17 protein-coding genes are annotated in these 24,262 nt (G+C 61.6%); all 17 read left to right on the plus strand.

Annotation, left to right across the window (positions count from 1 at the left end):
* Positions 1 to 51: 51 nt before the first annotated feature.
* The 17 genes from ILT46_RS12435 (at position 52) to ILT46_RS11340 (ending at position 24,240) form a co-directional block, all read left to right on the plus strand.
* The gene (locus ILT46_RS12435) at positions 52 to 3,258 is read left to right on the plus strand and encodes an AAA family ATPase (protein WP_370592429.1); all 3,207 of its coding nucleotides are present in this window, start codon (positions 52 to 54) and stop codon (positions 3,256 to 3,258) included.
* A complete protein-coding gene (locus tag ILT46_RS11265) occupies positions 3,255 to 4,598 on the plus strand; it encodes an McrC family protein (protein WP_199504746.1) in 1,344 nt (447 codons plus the stop codon). The genes ILT46_RS12435 and ILT46_RS11265 overlap by 4 nt, the downstream gene beginning before the upstream one ends.
* A 56-nt stretch (positions 4,599 to 4,654) precedes the next feature.
* The gene (locus tag ILT46_RS11270) at positions 4,655 to 5,698 is read left to right on the plus strand and encodes a helix-turn-helix transcriptional regulator (RefSeq protein ID WP_199504747.1); all 1,044 of its coding nucleotides are present in this window, start codon (positions 4,655 to 4,657) and stop codon (positions 5,696 to 5,698) included.
* A 4-nt stretch (positions 5,699 to 5,702) separates the two neighbouring features.
* Complete coding sequence (locus ILT46_RS11275; protein WP_199504748.1) at positions 5,703 to 6,500, plus strand: hypothetical protein; 798 nt, start codon at positions 5,703 to 5,705, stop codon at positions 6,498 to 6,500.
* On the plus strand, positions 6,497 to 7,117 hold the full coding sequence (locus ILT46_RS11280) for a hypothetical protein (RefSeq protein ID WP_199504749.1): 621 nt from the start codon (positions 6,497 to 6,499) through the stop codon (positions 7,115 to 7,117). The genes ILT46_RS11275 and ILT46_RS11280 overlap by 4 nt, the downstream gene beginning before the upstream one ends.
* Entirely contained in the window at positions 7,114 to 10,137 is a 3,024-nt protein-coding gene (locus ILT46_RS11285) for a BPTD_3080 family restriction endonuclease (protein ID WP_370592430.1), read from the plus strand. The genes ILT46_RS11280 and ILT46_RS11285 overlap by 4 nt, the downstream gene beginning before the upstream one ends.
* Entirely contained in the window at positions 10,134 to 11,201 is a 1,068-nt protein-coding gene (locus tag ILT46_RS11290; protein WP_199504750.1) for a PD-(D/E)XK nuclease family protein, read from the plus strand. Before ILT46_RS11285 ends, ILT46_RS11290 begins: the two co-directional genes overlap by 4 nt.
* Entirely contained in the window at positions 11,201 to 14,041 is a 2,841-nt protein-coding gene (locus ILT46_RS11295; RefSeq protein WP_199504751.1) for a site-specific DNA-methyltransferase, read from the plus strand. The genes ILT46_RS11290 and ILT46_RS11295 overlap by 1 nt, the downstream gene beginning before the upstream one ends.
* 12 nt (positions 14,042 to 14,053) lie before the next feature.
* Positions 14,054 to 14,629, plus strand: a complete 576-nt coding sequence (locus ILT46_RS11300) for a GIY-YIG nuclease family protein (RefSeq protein ID WP_199504752.1) — start codon at positions 14,054 to 14,056, stop codon at positions 14,627 to 14,629.
* Positions 14,626 to 16,692 carry a 3'-5' exonuclease gene (locus tag ILT46_RS11305; protein ID WP_199504753.1) on the plus strand — a complete coding sequence of 689 codons (2,067 nt, stop codon included), beginning with the start codon at positions 14,626 to 14,628 and terminating at the stop codon, positions 16,690 to 16,692. Before ILT46_RS11300 ends, ILT46_RS11305 begins: the two co-directional genes overlap by 4 nt.
* A 4-nt stretch (positions 16,693 to 16,696) precedes the next feature.
* The gene (locus ILT46_RS11310; protein WP_199504754.1) at positions 16,697 to 17,383 is read left to right on the plus strand and encodes a HEPN domain-containing protein; all 687 of its coding nucleotides are present in this window, start codon (positions 16,697 to 16,699) and stop codon (positions 17,381 to 17,383) included.
* A gap of 6 nt (positions 17,384 to 17,389) precedes the next feature.
* Complete coding sequence (locus tag ILT46_RS11315; protein WP_199504755.1) at positions 17,390 to 18,253, plus strand: DUF3883 domain-containing protein; 864 nt, start codon at positions 17,390 to 17,392, stop codon at positions 18,251 to 18,253.
* Between the two features lie 40 nt (positions 18,254 to 18,293).
* Positions 18,294 to 19,769, plus strand: coding sequence for a DUF2779 domain-containing protein (locus tag ILT46_RS11320; RefSeq protein WP_199504756.1), 1,476 nt, complete (start codon positions 18,294 to 18,296; stop codon positions 19,767 to 19,769).
* A 12-nt stretch (positions 19,770 to 19,781) separates the two neighbouring features.
* A complete protein-coding gene (locus ILT46_RS11325; RefSeq protein WP_233397217.1) occupies positions 19,782 to 20,576 on the plus strand; it encodes a PD-(D/E)XK nuclease family protein in 795 nt (264 codons plus the stop codon).
* Complete coding sequence (locus ILT46_RS11330; RefSeq protein ID WP_199504758.1) at positions 20,561 to 21,166, plus strand: hypothetical protein; 606 nt, start codon at positions 20,561 to 20,563, stop codon at positions 21,164 to 21,166. Before ILT46_RS11325 ends, ILT46_RS11330 begins: the two co-directional genes overlap by 16 nt.
* 201 nt (positions 21,167 to 21,367) lie before the next feature.
* Positions 21,368 to 23,284: an AAA family ATPase gene (locus tag ILT46_RS11335; RefSeq protein WP_199504759.1), complete on the plus strand. Its 1,917-nt coding sequence runs from the start codon at positions 21,368 to 21,370 to the stop codon at positions 23,282 to 23,284.
* Positions 23,281 to 24,240 carry an ADP-ribosylglycohydrolase family protein gene (locus ILT46_RS11340; protein ID WP_233397218.1) on the plus strand — a complete coding sequence of 320 codons (960 nt, stop codon included), beginning with the start codon at positions 23,281 to 23,283 and terminating at the stop codon, positions 24,238 to 24,240. The genes ILT46_RS11335 and ILT46_RS11340 overlap by 4 nt, the downstream gene beginning before the upstream one ends.
* The last annotated feature ends 22 nt before the right edge of the window (positions 24,241 to 24,262 follow it).

A 24,262-nucleotide genomic window follows, 5' to 3' on the forward strand; every position in this document is an offset into this window, starting at 1 on the left:
GCAGCAGCATCCGAGAAGATGAAGGTCTTTAAATCCGATGGAGCCTGACGGGTGAGGGATAACGAATACAGAGCGTGGCTCGAGACGCAGGAGCTTGCTCCTCGCAGTATCGGCACGAAGATGTCCGACGCACGACGGGTCGACCAAGCTCATGGCGATCTCGACGCGCATTATCGTGATGACCAAATGGCATCGCTGCTTGCGACCTTCGCCTACACGAGCGCAGATGCCGCCTCCGGTAGGCCTAATCCGACGGCCCTGACGATCGACGGCAACATCTACAAGAACCTCGCTTCCTACCGATCTGCGTTGACGACCTATCGTCGGTTTTGCCAGGCGCAGGAGCACCCCAGTGGGCGCTTGTCAGGCCTCGACCGTGCAGCCATTCTGGCCGCAATAGAGGCTTGCGATGCCGCGGGTTCACCCGATGCCTTTGTCGGCGGCATGGAAGATCGCAGGCTGCCGAACAGGTATTGGCTTGTCCACGCGGGTCGGCGCTATCCCAGCAAGGCGATTGTCCATTGGGCTATGCGTGAGCAAGGCATCGATGCACGCGCAGGCGGAAGCCTATGCAAGACCACTTTGGAAGAGCTCGGGTTCGTCGTCATCGACTGGCCTGAACTTCAGCGAGCGCGCGACAATTTCCTACGGCAGATGACCGGCTTCCGATCGTTTCGCGAGACTGTGGGCGCCTATTGGGACATCGAGCGACGCTACAAGAACCAGCTGATCGAGAATGCCCGCGCGATCGCTGCGAGCGGCGATGACGACCGGACGGCGGGTGGGGGTATTTATCGCATCCTCGTTGGCGGCCAGCAGGGCGTGCCGTTGAATTGGCGGACGTTGCCCGAAGTGCAATCAGCCGAGAGAGCATTGACCGATCGGTTCTACAACGCGCTGGGTCAGCTGGTTCGTAGCGAAGCGCCCGCGGAAGAGGCAATCGCCTTCGCCGCCCGCGAACTTGAAGCGCTCCGCGATGCCGGCATCGCCGGCCTGCGACGCGGGGAAGTGCTGTCTATCTCGATCACCGTCTGGGCCACGCTACATCCCGAGGAGGCAAGCTGGTTCAAGATCGCCAAGATCGAGGAGATGGGCAGGCGCTTCTTCGGGCGAAGGCTTTTCCCGCAGAACGATTTTCGCGAAGCCGACCTCGCCGAATGGCTTCAGCTCATGCGCGCGCTGCTCGGCCTGCTCGACAAGGAATTCGGGTGGGAGCCGCAAGACCTGTTCGACGTGGAGGGATTCGTCTGGGTGGCGTTGGGCGGGAATGAACCGAAGTATCCCGATGCAGATACCTGGAGCCATTTTGATTGGCACGAAGGTTTCAAGGTGGCTCGCGCCGGGTGGACTGACCAGGAGTCGCAAGCATTTCGTAATTTTGTCGAACAATGCCATGCACAAGGGCTGGATATCTTCTTCTATGCAACCAGGCCTTATGAATTGGTCATAGGCAGGCGTGAGGCCGCCGAAACACGTGCTTCCGAACGCTTCGGACTTATCCAGCGAAGCCCACCTGTATTTATCCCTGTTGATGGAACTGGACGTGTGTTCAGGTTAACCGAGCCAGACGTTGTTGAGATCGCCGGGCGCTGCAAAATTGAAAATGCCGGTCGCGATGGACACTGGCCAAATGTCTGGCGTGGGCATTCCGATCTTCAGGCGAACAACGAGGAAAGGGCTGAAATGGCACCTGTGAACCTAATCCTCTACGGCCCTCCCGGTACCGGCAAAACATTTCGCACGATGGAAGAAGCGGTGAGACTGTGCGGCGAGCACCCGAGCGCGGTTCGTAGCGAGCTGAGCCAGCAATACGAACGCTTGCGTAAGGACGGACGCATCGAATTTGTCACTTTCCACCAGAATTTCAGTTACGAGGATTTTGTCGAGGGCCTGCGTCCGCCGGTCGCAAGCGAAGACGGGCAGGCGGACACGGATGAGTATCACAAGGGCCTCAGTCTCAGCGTTCATCCCGGCATTTTTCGGGACCTAGCGCAACGCGCTGTGCTCGACCGAGGCAGCAATGCTGGTAGCGCACTCGACCCGAAGCGCTCGGTTTTCAAGATCGCGTTGGGTGAGAAAGGTTCGGAAGAGGATGAAATCCGCCAAGCACTCGACGCCAACGAGATCACGCTGGGTTGGGGTGGCACGATCGACTGGAGCGATCCAAAGTATGACGAGTTCAGCGCCATCCTGAACAGATGGCAGGCCGATGTCGATCCGGACGCAACCGGCAAGGATGCCAATGTAGAGCAGCTTTACGCGCTCCGCGCATGGATGCAGGAAGGTGACTATGTCGTTGTTTCCGACGGACGCGACCGCTTTCGAGCACTTGGCGAAGTTACGAGCCCTTATGAATTCCACGCGGATGCGGAAAGGCATCCCCATCGGCGACGAGTGCGCTGGCTTTGGCGCGACGATTCAGGCGAAGATCGTGGTGCGTTCTATCCGAAGTGGTTTCGGCGCCACTCGGTATACCGGCTCGATCCTGCGGCGATCGATTGGACAGCGCTTGCGCGCCTTGTCAACGAGGCGCCGGATGAGAATGAAACGACATCGAATGCCAAGCCTTACGTCCTGGTCATCGACGAGATAAACCGGGCCAACATCTCCAAGGTATTCGGCGAGCTCATTACCCTAATCGAACCGGACAAGCGGCTCGGCCAGCCCAATGCGCTCAAAGTGCGGCTGCCCTATTCCAAGCGCGAATTCGGGGTGCCGTCCAACCTCCACATCATCGGCACGATGAATACCGCCGACCGCTCGATCGCGCTGCTCGACACCGCGCTGCGCCGCCGGTTCCGGTTCGAGGAAATCGCGCCTGACACCTCCGTGCCCGCTTTCCAGCAAGCTGAGGCGGACAGCGGCTTGCCGCTCGCCAAGGTGCTCGACACCATGAACCAGCGGATCGAATACCTTGTCGATCGCGATCACCTGATCGGGCATGCCTTCTTCATCGGATGCGATACGAAGGCCAAGGTCGATGCGGTCATGCGAGACAAGGTCATCCCGCTGCTGCAGGAATACTTTTTTGACGACTGGAACCGCCTCGCCGCAGTGCTGGGCGAGAAGGACAAGGGCGGCAACTTCCTCGATTGCTCCGAGATCAAGGATCCGATGGGGGAGGGCCAGCCGATTAAGTCCTGGCGCGTGAAACAGGTCTTCGATGAGGGAGCCTACCATCGGCTCGTGTCTGGAAAGGCTATGCTTGCCTCAGTCGAAGCAGCTAGCGACGACGAGGCAATCGGCGAACCTAAATGAGCCACCACACCGTCCGTGAATGGGGTGAGCTCCAGCTGGGGAAGAATGGCTTCACGCGCGACCAGGCGGGCGCGCTCCATGCCGCAGCGTGCGCGCACCCGCTGGCGCATCGCGATGCGACCAACATCCTCGTCTACCGTCATGACCGGATCGTCGCCCGGCAGATGGTCGGTATGGTGGCCGCTCGAGGGTGCAGCCTCGAGATCCTGCCCAAGGTGGATCCGGATGCTCCCGATGAGAGCGCCGCGACAGTGCGTGGTCGCCTGGTCCAGATGCTCGACGTGGCGCTGGGTCTCGATCTTGACACCGGGAATGCCTCCGCGATGCACCGGCAGAGTTCGACCCTGCTCGAAATCCTGATCCGCCAGTTCGCCGACAAGCTCCTCGCAGAGGTTCGGCGGGGGCTCCCTCGGTTGTATCAGCCTTGCGAAGAGGATCTGCCCGCATTGCGCGGTCGGCTCGACGTTGTGCGCCAGTTCACACGCAACGCCGTGCGCTCGGACCGGCTCTCCTGCCGCTACGATCGCCTTGATGCTGACACTCCGCTGATGCGGATCATGGCGAGCGCGGTTGTCTTCCTGGGTAAGCACGCCCGCGCCGCCGACACCCGCCGCACGCTCGGCGAACTGCGCCACGTGCTGGCCGACATCCCTCTGGTGCCCCCAAACCGCCTCGACTGGAAAGGCGTGCGGATCGACCGGACCAATCGGCGTTGGGCAAGCCTCTTCCGACTCGCGCGCCTGCTGCTCGACCGCGAGTGGCAAACAACCCATCACCGCGAGCGCGCGGCTGAGGGCGTCACACTCCTGTTCGCGATGAACGACCTGTTCGAAAGCTATGTCGCCGCGATGCTGCGGCGGGCGCTGGCCGCTAGCGACATCGAGGTGGTCGCGCAGGGCGGGCTGCGGCACTGCCTCGGGCCGTGGGTCGCAAACGAGGACTGCATTGGAAACACCTTTCAGACAAAGCCCGACATCATCCTGCGCCGCGGGAACCGCGTGCTCACGATCGTCGATACGAAGTGGAAGTCGTTGGCGGAACCGTTTGAGGGGAAGGGCGGGGTGAGCCAAGCCGACGTCTACCAGCTCATGGCTTATGCCCGGCTCTATCGATGCGATGACCTCCTGCTGCTGTATCCAACTGCGCCAACGGCAACAGCCGGTGAGCGTATGGCCTTCGGTATGGCGGGAGGACGAGAAAAGCTGCGCATCGCGCAGATCGATATTGCTGCTGACAGGGATACGATCATTCGCGCGCTGAAAGAAGTGCTAGAATTCGGCGACAATTACCGCCGAAATGGGCATACCGTTTCAGAATTACTTGTCTCGGCAGGTATTTGACGCGACAAGCCTCTGCGACAGGTCCGGTCGTTCTCGACTCGGACATGGGGGCGCCGATGACCGATCGAATGGCCAAATCGCGCAGATTGCTGCGCCTCGTCCACCTGCTGGCCGATACGGTCGATGGGCTGACGCTCGACGAGATGGCTGCTGAGCTCGAGGTTAACCGACGCACTGCCGAACGGTTGCGCGATGTGATTCGCGAGACTTTCGATCTCGAGGAACTGGCCGACGATCGGCGCAAGCGTTTCCGCATTCCTGATGGCCTGCGCCGCATCTACACCCGCCCGAACGCTGCCGAGATCGCGGCGCTGCAGACTGAGGTCGCGACCCTGAAGCGCAAGGGCGCGGCTCATGCGCCGCAGCTCGAAAGCCTGCTCGGCAAGGTCAAGGCCGCGTTTGATGATCGCGAGAAGCGGCGGCTCGACCCAGATCTCGACGCGCTGGCGCGGTTGCAGCGCGGGATGGTCGGTCCTGGTCCCGCCGGTGTCGCCGCGCCCGAGACAATCGCCACCATTCAGGGCGCGATCCTCGCTGGCTGCTGTCTCGAATTCGATTACCGGGCAGAAAGCGCGACCAAGCCAGCATGGCGGCGCGTTATACCTTTCGGCCTGATCCACGGCTCGGTCCCCTACTTGGTCGGCCAGATGCCCGATCGCGACGAGCCGCCCATCATGTTTCGCCTCGACCGAATGAGCGAGGTGCGTTCGAGCAATCAGCTCGGCTGCACGCCCGAGGGGTGGGATCTCGACGGATGGCTGGCACAGAGCTTCGGCGTCTGGCGCGAGGACACGCATGACGTGGTGCTACAGGTAGCGGCCACGTCCGCCGATCGCGCGCGGGGCTGGAGCTTCCACCCAACGCAGACGATCGAAGAAACGGGGGACGGCGGCCTGCTCATTCGATTCCGAAGCGGAGGCCTGCGCGAAATGGCCGAACACCTGTTCACGTGGGGCGGTGAGGTGGCGATCGTCGCTCCAGAGGATTTGCGCGATGTCATGCGCGAGCGATTGGAAGCTGGGAAAGCGGCGATTTCAGGCTTGCGACCAGATTTGTCGTGCCAAACATCAACAGGCAGCTCTCGATCCAGGAAGGCGTGAGCAAATGACCAAGTCTGAAAATTACGGGAAAGCGCAACTCCGCTGGCAACCACAAGGCGATGGTTGGGCTGGAACGGTGATCCGCGACGGATCCCGAAGCGAGATCATACGGCATTCGGACGAAGAGCAGCTCCTCGCAGCACTCCGCAATCAGGCAGGCAAATTGGAGCCGAACTACTTTGGATTCGAGGAGGCAATGAAGCGATATCTTCGCTTCAAACCTGGCGGCTTTGCGGGCGATTCCGGTTCGAAAGGGGAGCGTTCCTACAAAGAGGCAGCAGCTGCATCATTGAATGCCGCCCTCTCGCCGCAAGACGCCATCAACGCCAATGACGATGATGCGAAACGGGTCGCGCGCAGCGCTATCTGGATCAACATGCTATCCTCCTTTGAGACTGCGCGCTTGAGGGAGACGCTCCTGAGTGCGGACGGACCAGAGTTCGTCAAATCCGCTGCTCGCTTTCTGCAGGGTGACCGGCAGTTGGGTATTGATGGCATGATCCGTGCGCTGTCGCCACATGGCAGGATCTCGTGGCCACTGATCACCTATCTGCCGTTTTTGTGGAATTTTCGAGCCGAGATGTATTTGAAGCCGACGGTGACACTCGATTTTTCCCAGCGCACCGGTCTTTCTTTTCATCACGACTATGACGCAACTCCCAGTGCTGCCGGCTATGCTGACCTTCTCACACTGGTCGACCAGACACGTTCGGCAATTTCCGATCTGCATCCAAGGGACAACTTGGACATCCAGAGCTTTATCTGGGTCGTCGGTGAGTATCGCGAAGAAGATCTGCCATGAAGCAGCCGGCCACCGTCAAAGCCTTGGAAGACCTCGGCCGAACGCGCCTGTCGAAGAGCTTCTTTCTTCGCAATTTCCTGTTCTCCGACATCGCGGCGATCCACGGTCTCGCCAATGTGCCCGATGATCCGGAACTCGCCATCGCGGCGGGCACGCGGCTGTGCGAGGACCTGCTCGAGCCGCTGCAGGACCGCTTCGGCCGGATCGCCATCCGCTCGGCCTGTCGCAGCTGCGCGGTCAACGCATTCGGCAACGAGCACGGCTACAACTGCGCGCGGAACGAGGCGAATTACGCCGACCACATCTGGGATCGCCGCGATGCCGAGGGCCGGATGGGCGCGACCGCCTGCATCGTCGTCCCCGCGTTCTGGGACACATTCCAGGCCGAGGGCGACTGGCGCAAGCTGGCGTGGTGGATCCACGACCAATTGCCTTATTCGAGCCTCTACTTCTTTCCCAAGATGTGGGCGGTGAACATCCAATGGCGCGAACAACCCGAGCGTCGCATCGACAGCTACACCGTGCCCAAGGGCTGCCTGACGAAACCGGGCATGGCAAACCATGAAGGCAGCCATGAGGACGAATGGCGAGGGATCGAGAAGGCGATGATCAAGTGAGCAGCGAAGCGTTTTTCGAATCCCCGATCCTCAATTCGCCTTATGCCAAGCCGGACCGGCACTGGGCGCTGGGTGACGGAGGCCAACCCACCGGCGTGATCGAGCCGGGTCGTCGGCGAAGTGACCTAACCACACCCATCCCGAAGGCTCGCGCTACCCGCGGCAAGACCGCCACTGCCCAACAGTCGGATTTTCTCCAGGGCGAGGGCGGTCAGGAATACAATCCGACCGAGACGATCAACGGCATCCGCTCGGCAGTCGAGAGCTGGCGACTCCTGCCCGAAAGCCAGTGGCAGGTGACACCGACCACCGCCCGCCTGCTGCGACATTGGCGCACGCACGATTTTGCCAATCAGCGGCCGTTCTTCTGCCAGGTCGAGGCAGTCGAGACGGTCATCTGGCTCACCGAGGTCGCGCCCAAATCGTCCGCACAGGGCCGCCGGTTCTGGACGCACCTCGAAGCCGCCAATGCCGCTTCCAACCCCGACCTGATGCGCCTTGCGCTCAAGCTGGCGACGGGAGCGGGCAAAACGACAGTAATGGCGATGCTGATCGCCTGGCACACGCTGAACGCGGTCCGCCATCCCAACGCCAAAAAGTTCTCGAAAGGGTTCCTCGTCGTGGCGCCAGGGATCACGATCAAGGACCGGTTGCGCGTCCTCCAGCCGAACGACCCGGAAAGCTATTACAAGAGCCGCGAGATCGTGCCGGAGGACATGCTCCGCGATCTCGGACAGGCAAAGATCGTCATCACGAACTACCACGCTTTCAAAAAGAAGGACGAGGTCAGCCTCAACAAGGTGCAGCAGGCGGCGCTCGCCACCTCGACCCGGCCCGAGAGCGACGGCGCGATGCTGCGCCGCGTGGCGGGCGCGCTGATGGGCATGAAGAATATCGTCGTCCTCAACGACGAGGCGCACCACTGCTATCGCGAGCGCCCGCTGACGCCCGAGGAGGAAAAGGCGCTCAAGGGTGACGAGAAGGCCGAGGCGAAGGAAAACAACGAAGCTGCCCGCCTATGGATCAGCGGGCTCGAGGCGGTGAAGCGCACGCTCGGCCTGGCGATGGTCTACGACCTTTCCGCCACCCCGTTCTTTCTCAAGGGCTCCGGCTACCGCGAAGGCTCGCTGTTCGGCTGGGTGATGAGCGACTTCAGCCTGATGGACGCGATCGAGTGCGGGATCGTCAAGCTCCCCCGCGTGCCGATCATGGACAATGTCGAGGGCGGCGACACACCCATGTTCCGCAACCTGTGGGAACACGTCGGCAAGGATCTGCCCAAGAAGGGGCGCTCGGCAGGCAAGGACCTCGACCCGCAGAAGTTGCCCAACGAACTGCTCACCGCGATCGACGCGCTGTATGGTCACTACGTCAAGACGTTCGAGGCGTGGCGCGATGCCGGCATGGCGGTGGAGCCGGTGTTCATCGTGGTGTGCAACAACACCGCGACCAGCAAGCTCGTGCACGATTACATCGCCGGCTACGAAGTGACAGACAGCCACGGCAACACCTCGCTGATGCAGGGCAAATGCGAGCTGTTCCGCAATTTCGACGCTGACCAGGTTGCGCTGCCGAAGATGCGCACGCTGCTGATCGACAGCCAGCAGATCGAGAGCGGCGAGGCGGTCAGTGCCGAATTCAAGGATGCCGCAGCGGCCGAGATCGAGCGGTTCAAGGACGAGCTGATCCAGCGCACCGGCGATCGCGCCGCGGCGGAGAAGGTGTCCGACACCGACATCCTGCGCGAGGTGATGAACACCGTCGGCCGGCCGGGCCAACTGGGCGAGGCGATCCGCTGCGTGGTGTCGGTTTCGATGCTCACCGAGGGGTGGGACGCCAACACCGTTACCCACGTGCTCGGTGTGCGGGCTTTCGGCACGCAGTTATTGTGCGAACAGGTGATCGGCCGTGCTCTGCGCCGCGTTTCCTACCAGCTCAATGCCGAAGACAAGTTCGACGTCGAATATGCCGACATCTTCGGCATCCCCTTCGATTTTACCGCGCAGGCGGTGCAGGCGCCGATCAAGCCGCCCCCGCCGATGGTCCGGGTGGAGGCGATCAGCCCCGACCGCGACGAGGTGGAAATCCGTTTCCCGCGCGTCGAGGGTTATCGCACCGAACTTCCGCGCGACACCTTGCGGGCGGAGTTTACGCCGGACTCAGCGCTCGAGCTGACACCCGACCTCGTCGGCGCGGCGATCACGCTCAATTCGGGCATTGTCGGCGAGACGGCCGAGTTCAACCTCGAACACCTCTCAGAGCAGCGCCAAAGCGCGATCGTCTGGAAGCTGGCCGACCGCATCGTCCGCCGCTTCCTGACGGAGGATGGCGAGGTGCCCAATCCCGCGCTCATAATGGAGATGCGCAAGATCGTCCGTCGCTGGATGAGCGAACACCTCGTCTGCAAGGGCGATACGCAGCCAGCGCAGCTGCTCTATTACGACATCGCGGACCGGGTGGCAGAGCGGATCATGGCCGCGCTCATCCGCGGGACCGAGGGCGGCAACCGCATGCTCGCCATGCTCGATCCCTACAACCGCGAGGGGAGCACGCGGCACGTCGGCTTCAACACCAGCCAGGATCGTTACGAGGCGGGGCCGAAATGCCACTTCAACTACGCCATCGCCGACAGCGACTGGGAGCTTGAGTTCTGCCGCGTGGCCGACGCGCACCCGCGCGTGCTCGCCTGGGTCAAGAACCACAACCTCGGCTTCGAAGTCCCCTACCGGGCCGGCGGCGAGGCACGCCGCTACCGCCCCGACTTCGTTCTGAAGATCGACGACGGAAAGGGGATGGAAGACCCACTCAACCTGGTGGTCGAGATCAAGGGCTTTCGGAACGAGGATGCCAAGGACAAGGCCGAGACGATGCACACCTACTGGGTGCCCGGGGTGAACAACCTCGGCACGATGGGCCGCTGGGCCTTTGCCGAGTTCACAGAGAAGTGGACGATGCAAACCGAGTTCGAGCGGGTGATCCGCGAGTGGATGGATGGGGTGGGTCGAGGAGCTGACGCATGAGTAACGAATTCATCCCGACCCTGACACACGCAACCGAAAGAGACATCGACCTGTTGTTGGTGGAGGAACTGTATTCGTGTCACAACTTTGTCAGTTGGATGGCAGGTCATGCTGGTTGGGACCAGGCCATCAGATCGGCCACAGTGCTTCACAGCAAGCGGCGCACGCGCAATAGACGCGAAATAGACATCTTCTGTGAGATCGATTTTGTGGATGGATCGAACGCGGCCATCCTCATCGAGAACAAACTCGACGCATCGGAGCAGCAGGATCAGGCAGAAAGTTACCGGGAAGAGCTGGCGGTGCTTGCCAACGCATATCAAAGGCGCGCTATGCTAATCGTTTGTCCGGAAACGTACGCCACCCGACACCGCGCATTTGTCGGAAAGTTCGATGCGATCGTTTCCTATGAGGAATTGGCGAAATACTTTCGCGCGAGGGAGGGAGCCGAAAGCGGTGAACCTCGGAGATATCGGTTTCGCGGTAACGTGCTGGAACAGGCGATCGGAAAGTCACGACGGGGCTACGAGCCGGTTCCGAATGAGGTGATCGGAGATTTCAATGCTCGATACTGCGCGTTGGTCGCCGAAACCGCACCTGAGCTCATTCCCGGTCCCAGCATGCGGAAGGCGGCCAATCCGGACGAAAGTGTTTCCATGATTTTCGATGCCGCAACGTCTCTATCGATATTGCCGCCTGAGATAAGGCCACGGCGGTTCGCTCATGAACTCGGCAAAGGGCAGGATAACCGCGCAAACTATGTCGCGGCCACTTTTGCTGGGTGGGGGCCGGCCTTGAAAAACCTTCGCGCCATGTTCGAGAACGATGCTGCCGAAGTCGGTGCGAGCTTTTCCACGAAGCCACCTTCGAAGCGGACCCCGGCGCCCGGCCTTGTCATGTCGCTTCCGACAAAGCCGGCCAACAACCAATCAGATTTTGCCGCTCAAGCGGATGTGCTGCGTGCCGGAATATTCCAGGCGAACAAACTGCGGCGCTGGTTGATCGACAATCAAGCCATTCTCCAGAAATGGAAGAAAGCGGTCGATGTGGAGCTATCAAACTAATGCCCAAGAAACCCCTCACCGTCGACACGCTCACCCACGACGAGGCGACGCGACGGAATGCGCCGACGGCGGAGCTGGAAACGTTCGTGCCGGCGGAGATGAAGCGGCCGATCCAGGTCGCTTACGAGCGGCGCAATCGTGATCTCGATCCGCAGCTGGTGTGGCGGGGGAAGGATGTGGCGGACTGGTCGGACCTCGTGGTCGAGGCGCCGCCGCTGTATATTCAGGAGAAGATCCATCCCAAGGCGCTGATCGAGGATCTGAAGCGCGCCTCCGCCCGCGCCGCAGATGATGCCGCGCCGGACCTGTTCGCCGATTTCAACGGCGTCGATCCCGATGCGCGGACCGAGTTCTACGCGCATGACCAGCACTGGTCGAACCGCATGATCCTGGGCGACGGGCTGAAGTTGATGGCATCGCTGGCCGAGCGCGAGGGGCTGAAGGGCCAGGTGCAGTGCATCTATATCGACCCGCCCTATGGCATCAAGTTCAACTCCAACTTCCAGTGGTCCACCACCTCGCGCGACGTGAAGGACGGCAAGGCCGACCACCTGACGCGCGAGCCCGAGCAGGTGAAGGCCTTCCGCGACACCTGGCGCGACGGCATCCACTCCTACCTCACCTATCTGCGCGACCGCCTGACCGTTGCGCGCGACCTCCTGACCGAGAGCGGCAGCGTCTTCGTCCAGATCGGTGACGAGAACGTGCACCGCGTGCGCGCGCTGATGGACGAGGTGTTTGGGGAGGAGAACGCCGCCGGCCTTATTGCTTTTCAAAAGTCCGGAGGAAAATCCGACCTTACGCTAGAGAATGTCACCGATTATCTTGTTTGGTATGCAAAGGATCGTGAGAACGTAAAAGTCCGGGCGCTGATTAATGACAAGGCTGATGGCGCGAACTTTGACCGCGACTATAAATACCTTGATGATGAGAGCGCCAGCGAAACAATAAAAGTTCCAAGTTCCTTAGCGGAACTTCAGGAGCGCGAGGAAGCCGGATGGAGACGCTACCGTTTGGCTCCTTGCAACTCGCAGGGGGCAAGTTCGACACGGAGCTCACCTCTCGAAATTAAAGGCAAGAAATTCAGTCCCGGCAGCGATCGTCACTGGAGTGTCGCACCCGAAGCATTGGTCAATCTCGCCGCGAAGACTGGTCGGATCACCGCTGCCGGAAACAGCCTGATGTATAAAATGTATTCGGCTGAGTCCCCTGGCGACCGAATTAAAAACGTCTGGATGGACACCGCGATGGCAGGTCTGACAACGGATAAGACCTACGTCGTGCAAACGTCGCCGAAAGTCGTGCAACGCTGCCTCCTGATGACCACCGATCCCGGCGATCTGGTGCTCGATCCAACCTGCGGTTCGGGCACCACCGCCTATGTCGCGGAAGCGTGGGGGCGGCGGTGGATCACGATCGACACGAGCCGGGTCGCGCTCGCGCTCGCCCGGGCGCGGATCATGGGCGCGCGCTATCCCTGGTATCTGCTCGCCGACAGCCGCGAGGGGCAGCTGAAGGAAGGCGAGGTCACCCGCACCCCGCCGCGCGACACCCCGACGCAGGGCCGCATCCGCCAAGGCTTCGTCTACAAGCGCGTGCCGCACATCACCTTGAAGTCCATCGCCAACAACGCCGAGATCGACACGATCTGGGAAGACTACCAGACCCGCCTCGAACCGCTGCGGCAGGCGCTCAATAATGCGCTCGGCACCGAGTGGCAGGAATGGGAAGTGCCGCGCGAAGCGGGCGCCGACTGGCCCGAAGCCGCGCGCTCCGCTCACGCTGACTGGTGGACACAACGCATCGCCCGGCAGAAGGAAATCGACGCCTCGATCGCCGCCAAGGCCGATACCGAATATCTCTACGACCAGCCCTACACCGACAACGCCAAGGTGCGCGTGGCGGGGCCGTTCACGGTCGAGAGCCTTTCGCCCCACCGCGTCCCCGCGGTCGATGTCGACGACAGCCTGTTCGACGAGCTCGAGGCCGCCGAGGGCCGCCGCCAGCCCGGCACCAGCGGGGAAAGCGCCGACTTTGCCCAGATGGTCCTCGCCAATCTCGAAAAGAGCGGCGTCCAGCAGGCGCACAAGGCCGACCGGCTCGTGTTCGAAAGCCTCACGCTGTGGCCCGGCAAGTGGCTCGTCGCCGAAGGCACGGTGCGCCAGAAGTCGCTCACGGAAGCCGAGGCCGAGGGCGACGAATCTGGGACCAGTGCCAAATCCGAAGCCCCCACCCGTCGCGCCGCGATCTTCGTCGGCCCCGAATACGGCACCGTCAGCCGCGCCGACCTGACCGCCGCCGCGCGCGAGGCGATGGACGCCGGCTTCGACCTGCTGATCGCCGCCGCGTTCAACTTCGATGCCCACGCCGGAGAGATGGACCGGATGGGCCCGCTCACCGTGCTGCAAGCGCGGATCAATCCCGACCTCCACATGCCCGACCTCGCCAACACCGGCGCGGGCAACCTGTTCACCGTGTTCGGCGAACCCGACATCGTGGTGCACGACGAGGGCGACGGGATGATCAGCATCGAGGTGCAGGGCGTCGACATGTACAAGGGCGGCCAGATCGAAAGCGGCGATGCCGACGACATCGCCGTGTGGTTCGTCGACACCGACTACAACTACGAAAGCTTCTTCGTCCGCCACGCCTACTTCCCCGGCGCGAACGACCCCTACAAGGCGCTGAAGACCACGCTGAAGGCGGAGGTGGACCAGGAGGCGTGGGATTCGCTCAACCGCACGAGGTCACGCCCGTTCGCGCGGCCGAAGGAGGGGCGGGTGGCGGTGAAGGTGGTGAACCACCTCGGCGACGAGGTGATGAAAGTGCTGGAGGTTTAGATGCATCGGAACTTGAGGATCGCAGACTTCGGGCAGGATGAGGATCTCTTCGAGGACGCGAATGGTCGACCGTTGTTTCAGCCGATTACGATCGATTGGTCCCGGCCAGTCCGCATTGCGCGGGATGGCAGTCTCCCAGTCAAAAACGAGAGTGATATTTACAGGAATGGCTATCTTTACGCGATAGTCCGGAACCATGGTAATCAGACCACGAAGGATCGCATCGCGTATATCGGCATCACCAACGACCTCCAAAAACGCTTCCGTAACCACCCCAAGGTCAATGATATTCGTAGCCAGTATGGCGAAACCAGCATCAGTATCGGGACAATTGCCACGCCTGGACGGAAGCCGAACGGGGAAACCCGCAAGCTAATCCGGGAAGAGATCGAACACATACTGATCTGGGTTCTCCACGGCGACTTGTGGAATGATCGCAAAGTGATGTGTGTGCCCCGACAGGGAACGAACGGAGGACGCGCGCTCGATATCGAAAACACGGGCTTCAAGTTCAGTGGGCGCATGCCTTCACGGATTATATTCCCGTGGGTCGCGGTCGTCCCACGACGAAACAACACAGCGAAGTGACCCTCCACTACGCCTCCACCTTCGCCGACGCGCTCGGCAAGCTCAGCCATGCCGAGCAGAAGCAGGTCAAGATCACCACGGTCGACCTGATGATGGACCCGCGCGGGGCGGGGCTGAGTCTCGAACGGCTCAATGTGGCGGACAAACACATCTGGTCGGCCCGCGTCAGCCAGGACATCCGCATCATTATGCGGCGCGAGGGGGAGGATGTTCTGCTCGCCTATGTCGGGCACCACGACGACGCCTATCGCTGGGCCGAGCGGCGGCGGATCGAACCGCACGAGCGCACCGGGGCCATGCAGATCGTAGAGCTGGTCGAGGTGCAGGAAGGCGCTGCGCCGCAATCCACCTCGCCGAAGACGTCCACCCCTGACAAACCGGTGCAACCGTTCTGGGCGCTGACCGATGACGCCATGCTGGACGTCGGCGTCCCGCGTGACTGGCTGCAGCCCGTGCGCGAGATGGCAGACAGCGACCTCGACACGCTGTTTGATCGCTTGCCCGCCGAGGCAGCCGAGGCGCTCTACGATTTCGCGACAGGGGGGAAGCTCGAAGACCATGTCGTGCGACCTGCGGAGCCGGGCGCCAGTCCCTTCGCACATCCCGATGCCCAGCGCCGCTTCCGCCTGCTCGATAACATAGAAGAACTGCAGGCCGCGCTCGATGCCCCATTCGAGAAGTGGGCGGTCTTCCTCCATCCGGCGCAGCGCGAACTGGCGGAAAAGGCGGCCACTGGTCCGACCCGTGTCACCGGCTCTGCCGGCACGGGCAAGACGATCGTCGCGCTCCACCGCGCGGTTCATCTAGCGAAGGAGGACAACGGGGCAGCGGTGCTGCTCACCACGTTCTCGAAGACGCTGGCTCAGGCTCTCGAACGCAAGCGTGACCTGCTGACCGAAGCGGACCCCCGGCTGCGAGAGCGGATCGTAGTCCGCCCAATCGATCAGGCCGCGACCGAGCTTTATACCAGGATGATCGGCCAGCCGAACCGCGCAACATCATCGCAGGTCAAGGCGTTCATTGCCGAAGCCCTGAAGAACGACCTGGGCGGTGCGCTGACGCCGCAATTCCTGTTCGAGGAATGGGAAGAACTGGTCGATGCCTGGGGCGTCACCGATCCAGAAGCCTACGCCAGCTTGCCCCGCATCGGCCGCCGGACCCGGCTCGGCACGCAGCAGCGCGAAACCGCGTGGGAGGTATTCGCCCATGTGAGGCGCACGCTGGCCGAACGCGGGCTGGTGACGTGGGCGATGATCTATTCCGAGCTGGAGCGGCGGGTGCGGGAGGGAGCGGTTTTGCCGTTCTCGCACATCGTCGTGGACGAGGCGCAGGATCTGACTGTGGCGCAAGTCCGCTTCCTGGCGGCTGCGGGGCACGGCAGACCCGATGCGCTGTTCCTTGCCGGGGATATCGGACAGCGGATCTTCCGCTTGCCGTTCAGCTGGGCGAAGCTGGGCCTCGACGTGCGCGGACGGAGCCACTCGCTCAAGGTCAACTATCGCACCTCGCACCAGATCAGGGCGATGGCCGACAGGCTGCTGCCGCCTGCGATCACCGATATGGACGGGATAGAGGAGGGCCGCCGCGGCACGGTCTCGGTGTTCGACGGTCCGCCGCCTAATGTGAAATTGCTCGCCAGCGAGGCTGCCGAGCGGGACGAAGTCGCGCAATGGCTCAATAGCTGTCAGGCTGAGGGTATTGCGCTTCACGACATCGGAATCCTCGTGCGAGGTGAGGAGCAACTCTCGCGCGCCCGCTCCGCGGTGAAGGCAGGCGGATGCGATCCGCGTGCCGATGATGGTGTTCACATTGCCACCATGCACGGGGCTAAGGGGCTTGAGTTCCGCGCCGTCGCCGTAATGGCATGCGACGAAGACGTGCTGCCAGAGCCTGCCCGCCTCGCTGCGATTGGCGATATCAGCGAGCTGGAAACGGCCTACGAAACCGAACGCCACCTGCTCTACGTCGCCTGCACTCGCGCGCGCGATCGCCTGTTGGTGACCGGAATTGATCCAGGCAGCGAATTCCTCGACGATCTCGTGTCGTCTGCAGGAGCACGATAAGGCCATGCCGCAACGCTACCCGCCCGGCGACCCGCTCCATTGCGAAACACTCAAGGACAAGCAGCGCCAATTGCGCGACGGTTTTCCGCTGCCGCTGACCCTTCGTGTACACCGCGCGCTCAGCTGGCTCCGCCGCGCGGATGCGGAGCAGGATGATCTCGATGTCCGCTTCATCCTGTTGTGGATCGGGTTCAATGCCGCCTATGCGGGCGATCTCGATCGTGCGTTCGACGGGGCGGGCAACGAACGAGCGCGCTTCGACGAATTCTTCGCCGCGCTCGTCCGGATGGATAGCGACAACCGCATCTACGGCGTGATTTGGGATCGCTTCAGCCAGGAAATCCGCCTCCTGCTCGACAACCGCTATGTCTTCGCGCCTTTCTGGAAGCACCACGCAGGCGCAATGGGCGGCGGCGGTTGGGAGATCACCTTCGAAGCCGCCAAGCGCGCCGCGAACCGCGCTTTGGCGCAGCGGGATACTCCTCTCGTTCTCTCGATCCTGTTCGACCGGCTCTACGTGCTCAGGAACCAGCTCGTGCACGGGGGAGCGACCTGGGACAGCAGCGCCAACCGAAATCAGGTCCGTGATGGAGCAGCTTTGCTCGGTTGTCTGTTGCCGGTCTTCATCGACCTGATGATGGATAACCCCGACGAGGAATGGACCATGCCCAATTATCCGGTGGTCGACTGACAGGTCATGGCGGGCGGTGACTGGTCATCGAACGAGATCGACGCAGCAGTCGAGGAATATTTTTCCATGCTGGCTGCCGAGATTGCCGGTATCGCTGTCAACAAGGCCGAGCGGAACCGAGCCTTGCAAGCTACCATCCCCCGCAATCGCGGCTCGATCGAATTCAAGCACCAGAACATCTCGGCAGTAATGCTCGGCCTGGGTCAGCCATGGATTACCGGCTACAAGCCCAAGGCAAAATTTCAGGGCGCGCTGGTGGACGGGGTTCTGCGCTGGCTCGATAGTCATGAGGACTGGTTGAGGCCGCGCTGTTCGTCCAATCGCGTTGCCGATGGAAACAGTGGACAGATGCCGTTCCAAGGTCCGACGCCGGAACGTCTGATCCACTTCGGTGCCGCACCCTCCCAGCGTAACGAACCGCCACTGATCGATCCCGAATTCATGGCCGCCATCGGGCGAAAGTTCGATGTTGCGGCCCGCGATGCGAGGAACCGAGCCTTGGGCATGGCAGGAGAAGAGGCCGTCTTCGCGGAAGAACAGCGTCACCTCCGTGCGGTTGGGCGAGAGGATCTTGCCCGCCGGGCGCGCTGGACGTCGCAGGAGGATGGTGACGGTTTCGGCTACGATATCGCCAGTTTCGAGCCGGATGGACGCGAAAAGCTGATCGAGGTGAAGACCACGAACGGCTGGGAGCGCACGCCCTTTCATCTCAGCGCCAACGAGCTCGCTGTAGCCGATGCACGGCTCGAGGCATGGCAACTCGTCCGGGTCTGGGATTTCGCTCGTCAGCCTTCCGCCTTCGTCCTGCGTCCGCCAATGCAGGCCCATGTCACGCTGACCCCAACCAGCTTTCTGGCGGCGCTGCATTGATGCGACCGGTTCTGTCATGTCGCCGTGAGAATTAATGGGGATGAAACCGACACAGTCTTTCCGGTACGGATTGTCCAAGTCTCGCATCACCTCTTTCGAGCAGTGTCCAAAGAAGCTCTGGCTTTCGGTCCATCGTCGCGATCTGGCGGAACACGATGCCGGTGCCGAAGCGCGGTTTGCATCAGGCAATGCGGTTGGCGACATCGCCTGTGCGCTTCACCCTTCCGGCGTCATGGTCGAGGCCGAGCCAGACCTTGGCGCTGCCGTTGCGGAAACCGCCCGGCTGATCGCCGAAGGTCATCCCGGGCCGATTTTCGAGGCAACGTTCGAGCATGACGGCGTGCTCGTTCGGGTTGACGTGCTCGAGCGCCGCAAGAAGGGTTGGCATGCGGCGGAGGTCAAGAGTTCGACGGGCGTGAAGGATTACCACCGCGGCGACCTCGCCACACAGGCTTGGGTCTTGCAGGCTTGCGGCCTGCCGCTGAAGAGCGCCAGCGTTCGCCATATCGATCGCGATTTCGAACTGACGCGAGAGGGCGACTATGCAGGCCTCTTCGCTGATGCCGAACTGCTACGGCCTCTGAAATCGATCATCGAAGGTCGCGCCGACGTGGTTGCCGCCGCGCGCGAGGTGCTTGCGGGTGAGGAGCCGGTGGTCGAGATCGGCGAGCATTGCTCGTCTCCATTCGAGTGCGAGTTTAGCGCCTGGTGCAGGCGCGACCAGCCGACCGGGCCGGACTGGCCGGTAACGCTGCTGCCGTACGGTGGCGGGAAGAAATGGGCCGAGCAGGGCATCGAGGATTTGCTCGATCTCGACGAGGACGATCTCAATCCGCGCAACGCCCGCATTCTGACTGCCACGCGCGACGACGTGCCGTTCCACGATGCCAAGGGTGCGCGCAAGGCGATGAAGAACTGGGGCTGGCCGCGGGCCTGGCTCGACTTCGAAACCATCGCCGCCGCGGTCCCGCGCTGGATCGGCACGCGGCCATATCAGCAAATCCCGTTCCAGTTCTCGCTTCACCTCGAGGCGAAGGACGGCACGATCACCCATCACGAATTTCTGAGCTGCGACAGCACCGATCCCCGCCGTGCCTGTGCCGAGGCGCTGGTAGAAATGATCCCGCCAGGTGCCTGCGTGATCGCCTACAACGCCAGCTTCGAGAAGCGCGTGCTGCGCGACTTGGCTGGCTGGTTTCCTGACCTTGCCGAGCCGTTGCTCGCACTTGAAGCGGCAACGGTCGACCTGTTGCCGATCGCGCGTGAGCATTGGTATCATCGCGATCAGCGCGGCAGCTGGTCGATCAAGGCCGTCCTGCCGACGATTGCGCCGGAACTCGATTACGCATCGCTGGAGGTGTCGGACGGCGGAAACGCCCAAGAAGCTTGGCTCGAGGCCGCTGCGCCCGAGTGCGATCCTCTGCGCCGCGAGGCACTTGCGGAAGCACTCAAGGCCTATTGCGAGCGGGATACTTGGGCGATGGTGGCGGTGGCGCGAGGACTGATGAGACCGTAGACAGGTGCGCGGATGGCTGTTTCAGAAAGACTTAAATTGGCCTCTTGGCGAGCTGCGAAAGGTATTTCGCGCGTATGGTCGCCGCTTCCCCTCCTTTGCTACCGCCAAAAATGGCGCCTAGATATTGCACGACATTGGGATGGGTCGAGGGTCGATAAATGGATGCCCCATCTCAAACGCCGTTCGAAGATCGCCATAGCCGCGTTACATGGACGGAGGGCGTTGGCCAGCGATCCTAAGCGGCACGTCGATACTTTAAAGCGATGGTTCGGCATTGGCGGAGGCGAGCATGTCTTCGATCAGGCCTGCAGCTTTGAATGGCTTAGTTTGCGTGAAACGCAGATCATGGCGGGTATAGCGTATTATGCGCTGGCTGCGGGTGAAAATGGCGTCTCCGCGCTTTATGCAGCGCTGACCGGTTCGCGGCTGCCATCCGCATCCCGAGCAATAATCGAATGCGAAATGCCGACTTCTATCGGAGGAAATCGGATCGATTTAGTATTGATTGCCGAAGGTGCGAAACGCGGTGTCATAGTCGAAGCCAAATTCGGAAGCTACCTCAAGGATAATCCGCTTAGGGATTACGGTGCATTTTGCGAGGCGAAGTGGCCAACAGTCAGCTGGTCAAAAGTTGTGTTGGACTTCGGCCCTTGCCAAGGAACTGATCATGTTCTCTCCAGCAATCCTGACTGGAAGCTTGTCTCATGGCGATTGTTCACCGCTCGTCTTGAACGACAAATAGCAAGGGCTGAAAACGATTCAGAACAATTCCGCTTTTTTAGGAGGATGCTATGGAAAGAATTATGAGCCATCGTGAAGCTGTCGAACTCATACCGGACAGTGTCCGTCAGTATCTGACCGACTCAAAGATATACTCCGCAGTTAATCATATCACAGGAATTAAGAAGGATGCGCTCGAAACGGGGTTAGAATGGGACGAATTGGGAGACTTTCTGGAAGCTCGTGCGGCAGCCCTGCTCGTGAAAAGCGAATATGCAATAGCCTCATATTCCATATGGAAGACTCTATGGGATGATTTCGCAATAGAAGGCTTTCGGCTCGTAGACCTTGATGACCAAGGAACGAACCTGCAACCGAAAGATGTTTGGGACCAAAATTCGTTTGGTCTGAGCTTGGAAAACTCAAATGACTATGAAATACAGCTATACGTCTCTTTGACATCAAGTTCAACTGAGTTGGCTTTCGATGTGATGAAAAACGAGAAATCTATCACCAAGAATTGGCAACTAAATAACTACAAGTATAATGATGCGGGTTGGGAAGATTTTATGGTGGCTTCGTTGCCCGGTAATCTTGTTGACAAAGACTTTGATTGGCCGCGATTGATCGAAGCCAGAGATGAGGCAATCGCTGCCATCTGCGTTCATTTCGCTTAGCTGGCTCGATATTCGGTTCGATGACAAGTGTCTGCGACCATTCCTGTCGCATACCTGCGTTAGATAGATCACATGACGATCTACTCCGCTCTTCGCCCCCGACGCCGCCGCAGCAGTTCCTACCGTTCCGCCGCCGCCTCATCGACATCCGCCGCGGAGCATCGGGTGTTCCTCCATGCCTGGTGCTCGGCCATCGATCGCATGACCTCGCGCCAGCTGCGCGGGCGTGGCAAGGACATGCTCGAGGTTTGGCACGATCATATCGACGATCCCGACCATGTCATGGACGATCCGGAAGATTTCGATAAGCTGACGACGCAGAACTACGTGCCGCTTCTCCGCAGCCTCGCCGACAAGCACGCTTTACCGAAGAAGCCCGGTCCGGCACCTCTCGATCGCCGCATTTCCTGGCTGGCCGCAACGCTCGGCCTCGATGATGTGGAAAAGGCCATCGTCAGCAGCGTCGCGCGATATGCGCTTTTCGAATGCTGGGAAAACTTCATCGATGCGCTGCCTGGACGCAATTCGAACTGCAGTGTCGGGCGCATTGCCTTCGCCAGTGGACTGTCGCCCTCTCGGGTCGAACAGCGGCTGGCAACCGGTTCGCGGTTGTGGAGCACGGGCCTGATCGAGCAGTCGCACGACGGGTCGATCGGCGCCAACGCCTTGCTAAGTTTCATTGCGGGCGTTCGTTCGGGACCTGCAAGCCTGCCAGGCCTCTTGATGCCGTCCGCCCCGCAGTCTTCGCTGACGTGGAGCGACTTCGATCATCTGGGTCCGCAGCGCGAGCTTGCCGAACGCCTCGTGGCGAGTAACGAAGGCGTGGCGATCCTCCTCTACGGTCCCCCTGGAACGGGCAAGAGCGAGTTCGCCCGCCTGCTTGCTTCCCGGCTTGGCCGCAAGGCAATCTTTGCCGGACTTTCCGACGATCGCGGAAGCGAACCCTCGCGGCGCGAGCGGATCGCTCATCTTTCCGTGCTGCGTGCGCTCACCCTGAATGATGACAGCAGGATCGTCGTGATGGACGAGGCCGACGATATCCTCGTGCTGGAAGAGCCCGGCGACCGCGAGCATCGCTCGAAGCTGTGGCTCAACCGGTTGATCGAGGATGGCAAGCGCCCGACGATCTGGATCGTCAACGAACCGAGGATGCTGGAGGAGTCGATCGTCCGGCGAATGAGCCTTGCGCTCGAATTTCCTCGCCCGCCGCTGCACGTGCGCCGGAACATCGTGGGAAAGCACGCCAAGGCTGTCGGCATCGCAATGTCCGAACAGGACCTCTCCCGCCTTGCCGCATTGCCGGCAGCACCCGCCATCCTCGCCTCCGCCATCCGCGGAGCCGGCAAGGCGCATGGGGACGCCGGGGACGCCCAGGCAATTGGCGAAGGGCTCGTTACGGTCATCCATGGCCGGCCTCCGGAGCCGTTCTCGCTTCCCGTGGCTTACGATCCGAACCTTTCGTCGGCGGACCATGACCTTGCCGGTCTGGCCAAGCGCCTCGCAGCGTCGACGGCCCGCAACTGGTCCATGCTGCTTTCCGGTCCGAGTGGGACAGGGAAGAGCGCCTACGGTCGCCATCTGGCTGAACAGCTCGGCATCGAACTTATCGAAAAGCGGGGCTCCGACCTGCTTGGGATGTTCGTCGGCCAGACGGAAACGCAGATCGCACAGGCTTTTGCGGAAGCCGCGCGAGCCGGGGCACTGCTCCTGATCGACGAGGCAGACGACTTCTTGTCGGATCGCCGCGAAGCCCAGCGCGGGTGGGAGCGGAGCATGGTCAACGAGATGCTGCGCCAGATGGAGGCGCTCAAGGCGCCCTTCGTCGCAACCACGAACCTCGCCGACCGGCTCGATCCCGCGACCCGGCGGCGGTTTACGATGCATGCCGAGTTCCGTGCTCTCGATCCGAAGCGAGCGGCTATGCTGTTTTTGCGCTGGTTCGATGTGCCGCTGCCACGCGGTATCACCTTGCATGGGCAGACCCCCGGTGATTTCGCGGTGATTGATAAGCGGCGCAAGCTACTCGATGAACGCGATCCGATGGTCATCGTCGGATGGCTGCGCGCCGAGGCAGAGGCGCGAGGCGAGGGGCGCAAGCCGATGGGGTTCGGGGCATGAGCGGGGAGAGCAAAGCCATGCTCGACGAACAAATTAGAGACCGAGCGCGCGGCGCATTGCTGGGACTGGCAGTGGGCGACGCGGTGGGCACGACCCTCGAATTCAAGGCGCGCGACAGCTATGAGCCTCTGACCGACATGACCGGCGGCGGGCCATTCCGCCTCGCGCCTGGCGTCTGGACCGACGATACCAGCATGGCCTTGGCGCTCGCCGAAAGCCTCGCCGAGCGCGGCGCACTCGATCCGGCCGATCTGATGGAGCGCTTCGTGCGCTGGTGGCGGGATGGTGAATACAGTCCGACCGGCACCTGCTTCGACATCGGCATGACGACGCGCGCCGCGCTCGCGCGGTTCGAGCAGAGCGGCGATCCGATTGCCGGTTCACGCTCTCCCGACGCTGCCGGCAACGGCTCGTTGATGCGCCTCGCTCCCGTGGCAATTTACGGGTTGTCGGCTGGAGTTACGCCGATGCGCGAAGCGGCGAGGATACAGAGCGCCACTACCCATGCCGCGCGCGCCTGCCTCGATGCGTGCGAGGCGTGGAGCGTTATCGTCCACGCGGCGATCGGCGGCGCGTCGCCAGAGGATGCGATGAAGGCTGCCAGCACCCTCGATCTGACCGAGCCCATCGCAGCGATTGCCGAAGGTTCCTGGCAGGGCAAGCCGCGCGATGCGATCCGCAGCAGCGGCTATGTGGTCCACTCGTTCGAGGCAGCACTTTGGTGCGTGGGGCAGGGCGGCGATTTCCGAGAGGCGATACTGCGCGCGGCGAACCTGGGCGATGATGCCGACACCACCGCGGCGATTACCGGGCAGCTGATCGGCGCGCTGGTCGGTGAAACGGGTATCCCCGTTGAATGGCTGGACCGACTGGCTTGGCGCGAACGCATAAAGTGTGTGGCAGATCGCCTGGTTTCGTTGATGGATGGCAAATGTGAGTCCATCTACAAGACTTGAAGGGCCAGCATTTTGAGATTGA

It is taken from the genome of Qipengyuania sp. YIM B01966 (assembly GCF_016461955.1).
GTDB lineage: Bacteria > Pseudomonadota > Alphaproteobacteria > Sphingomonadales > Sphingomonadaceae > QFOP01.